The sequence below is a fragment of the Halobacillus sp. BBL2006 genome (assembly GCF_000786645.1).
Taxonomy (GTDB): Bacteria; Bacillota; Bacilli; order Bacillales; family Halobacillaceae; genus Halobacillus.
Genome location: NZ_JRNX01000403.1, coordinates 1 through 4,262, shown reverse-complemented (window position 1 = coordinate 4,262; position 4,262 = coordinate 1). Strand labels below are relative to the sequence as shown.

The window sequence follows — 4,262 nt, the reverse complement described above, 5'->3', positions numbered from 1 at the left end:
CCCGCCACTGATAATCACATCTTTTTTCCTGTCGACGATTTCAATGTTTCCTCCTTTATCTACGATGGCCATATCCCCTGTGTGCAGCCACCCATCTCGTATTGTTTCATTCGTTGCTTCCGGATTTTTGTAATATCCTTCCATCATGTTATTAGTACGAGTAATGATTTCCCCTATCATTTTTCCGTCATGAGTTACTTCCTCTCCCAGTTCATCAACAACTTTGACTTTACTCCCGATCATAGCGTATCCTGCTTTTGCTTTTAATCGGTATTTTTCTTCTGTTGGTCGGTCAAGATCCATAGAACGCAATTCAGAAGTAGTAATCAATGGAGAGATTTCGGTCATACCGTACACTTGAATGAACTTCCAGCCCAGGTCTTCTTCTACTTTTCTCACAAAAGCTGGCGGCGGAGCAGAGCCAGCAATGACGACACGCACATCTTGCTCAATAATAGGACGTTTCTCTTCAAATGCTTCGATCACCATATTCAGAACCGTAGGAGCCATATGTAGCACAGAAACACCGTATTTTTCAATTTTTTCAAGAATAAGTTCAGGATCTGTTTTTCGCAGCATGATTTGAGTTGCTCCATTCGCTGTATAGTAAAAAGGAGAACCCCATCCGTTTACGTGGAACATAGGTAAAACGTGTAACAAACGATCTTGGTCTGTTATACGCAGATGATGCATTGAGGACATGGCATGAAGGTAATTTGCCCGGTGACTGAGCAATACTCCCTTCGGATTTCCTGTAGTGCCGCTCGTATATAATAATGAAGCAATATCGGATTCCTCTATCTCTGTTCTCTCGAAGGCTTTATCAGAGAAAGTTGCGAGCCAATCTTCATAGTTATTGAAGTTACTAGTGTTTTTTCCATGTACGAATACATGCTCAAGGAAACTTAAGTGAGGAATGATTTCTTCTATTAATGGATAGAGCTCATTATCTACGAATAAAACTTTACTTTCACTATGCTCAAGGATGAATTGATAATCTGCGGGTTTTAACCGAGTGTTTAAAGGAGTCATCACAGCACCAAGTTGAAAGACCCCGTAGAATCCTTCAAGCATCTCTGTCGTATTTGGAGCAAGGTACGCTATCTTATCCCCTTTCTTTACTCCCAAGCTTTCAAGTCCACGTGATAATTGATTCACTCGCTTGTTTAATTCGTTATAGTTCAAAACACGATCATCATCGATAATAGCGGGTTTTTCACCGTACAAGTTTACAGCTCTGTCCAAGAAATCTGTTAACACCAATGGAACGTTCACTATGACACTTCCTTTCTATAATTAAAGCGGTTTCATATTTTATTGTAAGTATTTTACTGTACTATATCAATGGCAGATTACTATAACAGCTTATGCAACAATAGATTTTTTTCTATTCTACTACCATTGTCTTAGGCGGGACTCCTTCTATTTCATGAAAATACTTTCATTCGAACCACCGATTCAATTAACCTCCCCTCCCCGTAAAATAAATATATAATCAATGAATTGAAATTTGAAAGGGGAATTTATATGAAAACACGTAAAGTAGCGATCATAACAGGAGCTTCCAAGGGACTCGGAAAGGCATTGACTCTTGCTTTTGCAAAAAAAGGGTTTGACCTTGGAATTTGTTCGAGAGAAAAAAGCGGCCTGGAGAAAGTATTAAAACAAGCGGAAAGCTTAGGAGCAAACGTAGTGAGTGTTCAAGCTGATGCTTCAAAACCTGCTGATGTAGACCGTTTCATTTCCGTCATCGAAAGTTCTTTTGGAAGAATAGATGTGGTCATTAACAATGCTTCAACCTTTGGTCCTGGCCCTACACTTCTAGGCGATTATCCTTCCGATCAGTTTGAAGAGGTAATCAGGAAGAATACATCCATTCCATTTCTTGTAACAAAAAGAGCCTTACCAGGCATGCTGGTCAGACAGAAAGGTTCTATCATAAATGTGACATCAGAGGTCGGGAAAGTAGGAATTGAAGGATGGGGAGCTTATAGTGTATCAAAATTTGGTGTGGAGGGATTGACGGCTATATGGGCGGACGAATTAAAGGATACAGGAGTCACCATCAACCTGGTAGACCCAGGTGAAATGAATACAAGGATGCATGACATAGCCATTCCTGATTGTGATTACGAATTAGCAGTCCCTGAAGATGTTGTCGATGCCTTTCTTTATCTTGCTTCAAGCGAGGCAGAGCACATCAACGGTCAGCGTTTTGAAGCACAATCGTTCGAAAAGGGAGGAAGTCGAAAATAATGAGTAATCTGCCTGAGCGTTTCCAAGTCCCTGATAATCTTAACGCTGTCTCCCCCGCAGAATATGAAGGGGGCAGCCGTGATCAAGTAAGAATGATGGTCTTGGATCAATCTTTACCAAAGCCGTTGCATAACCAATTTAATCAAATTGGTCAATATCTCAACCCCGGGGATATACTGGTCCTAAATAATAGCCGGACCATCCCCCCTGTTTTGAAAGGAAAACAAGGAAAAAATCCTGTCGAGGTGCGACTTTCAAGAGAGATCTCCACCAACCAATGGGAGGCGCTGGTGCTTGGACCTCTGACTCAAGCAAACGCTGCAATTATTTTACCAGACGAAATGAAAGCCTACATTACAGGCACTGGTTCTGAACATCCTCTTGTAACTCTGACTTTTTCTGAAAGTGGCCGCTCATTGCTTGATTTTCTCTATCGTTATGGCGAACCAGTTCGCTATGAGTATATTGATCAGCCTTGGCCATTAGATGCGTATCAAACGGTTTATGGATCTCTACCTGGATCTGTAGAAATGGCTTCTGCTGGCAGAGCATTCACTTGGAAGCTGCTGAATAGCCTGAAAGCTAAAGGCATAAAGCTTGCCTTCATCCAGCTTCATACTGGATTGAGCTACTATGAGAAGAATCGTTGGCCTGACCCGAGAAACCACCCCGAAAACTACCGTGTACCAGAAGATACAGTCAAAATGATTCAAAGCGTAAAATCTGAAGGGAATCGGGTCATAGCTGTAGGAACTACTGTCGTTCGTGCATTGGAATCCTCCGTTAATTGTAACGGTGAACTCGTGGCACATTCTGGGGTCACAACCTTATATGTAGACCACCATCACAAACATTCCGTGGTGGATGGACTATTGACTGGCTTTCATGAACCAGAGGCCAGCCACTTGGATATGCTCGCATCATTCTTACCTGAATCTACCCTTATGAATGGATACAACGAAGCCATACAAAAGGGGTATCTATGGCATGAATTTGGGGATATGAATTTGCTTCTCCCTTCTAGGAAAAGAACATGAAGTGGCATCACACTGGAATAAAGACTGAAGATATAGAAGCTGCTAAACAATTTTATCAAGAGATATTTGGTTTTGAAGTTATCGATACATTTATATTTGAACAAGAAAAACTACTATGGATGAAAAAAGAAGATATACTCCTTGAATTGATCGAAATTCCAAAAGCACATAACACAACGATTCATTATTGTTGGGAAGTAAATAATCTTCAACATTGGATTGAAAAGCTTCGATTCATGGATATTGAACCTATTTGGGGGCCTTATTGTTTAGATGAAAAAGGTTGGTACACAGCTATATTTAGAGGGCCTTCAGGTGAAGAAATCGAATTGTTGGAAAAAAGCAGGGAGAGTCAATAGGCCCTCCCTCTCATTCTAATAAGCAAGCCCTGCTTATTTGGTGAAAATAGGAACTCACCCTTTTCTAAATGTTAGAAAGTAAGCTCTTTGTAAGTTCGCAGACTGCATTTAATTATAAAAATTGATAAAAGATATAAGATCAGGTCAAATTACCCAGTTAGTTAATGCGCTATTGTGGTATATAGAGAGTAATCAAACAGAAAACAACTTAGGTGGCTCAACCATAAAAGAGTTCGTTTCTGAACGAACACTAACGTTGGTCTTAAATAGGGAACACCATTCCAGTGTAAAGGAAATTTATATAGCCCTTCTTAAAGACCGAAAGGACAAGAAAGATGGTTGACCAAAGAAAGTGTACTTTTACTTCTTGTACACTCAGAGGAACTTTTCATTTGAAATGAGGTTGAAGAAATTTTAAGTAAGATTGAGCAAAATTACGAAATGGACTTAACCGTAATTGCAAGCAGGAGGAAACGAATTCTATAATGAATGATCCTTCAGTGAAAGGTAGAATTAAATATTGGATCAAGGATGATTCAATTATGGTTGGGTCACCTAAGTTGTTTTAGAGAGAACACCACTCAATGAGGTGTTCTTTTTTTTGTTCATT

The 4,262-nt window shown here is 40.1% G+C and carries 4 protein-coding genes; 3 read left to right on the top strand and 1 reads right to left on the bottom strand.

What is annotated here, in order from left to right; all coding sequences use genetic code 11:
• The coding region (locus LD39_RS12315) for an AMP-binding protein (protein WP_035546988.1) at positions 1-1,275 on the bottom strand (1,275 nt) is incomplete at its 3' end.
• Between the two features lie 252 nt (positions 1,276-1,527).
• On the opposite strand from LD39_RS12315, the gene LD39_RS12310 reads away from it, so the two are divergent.
• Genes LD39_RS12310 through LD39_RS12300 form a run of 3 tightly spaced genes read left to right on the top strand, consistent with a single transcriptional unit; the run spans position 1,528 to position 3,652 of the window.
• The gene (locus LD39_RS12310) at positions 1,528-2,256 is read left to right on the top strand and encodes an SDR family NAD(P)-dependent oxidoreductase (RefSeq protein ID WP_035546985.1); all 729 of its coding nucleotides are present in this window, start codon (positions 1,528-1,530) and stop codon (positions 2,254-2,256) included.
• Entirely contained in the window at positions 2,256-3,293 is a 1,038-nt protein-coding gene (locus LD39_RS12305) for an S-adenosylmethionine:tRNA ribosyltransferase-isomerase (RefSeq protein ID WP_035546982.1), read from the top strand. Before LD39_RS12310 ends, LD39_RS12305 begins: the two co-directional genes overlap by 1 nt.
• Positions 3,290-3,652 (top strand): VOC family protein, encoded by a 363-nt coding sequence (locus tag LD39_RS12300; RefSeq protein ID WP_035546980.1) that lies wholly within the window; start codon positions 3,290-3,292, stop codon positions 3,650-3,652. Before LD39_RS12305 ends, LD39_RS12300 begins: the two co-directional genes overlap by 4 nt.
• Positions 3,653-4,262: the final 610 nt, after the last annotated feature.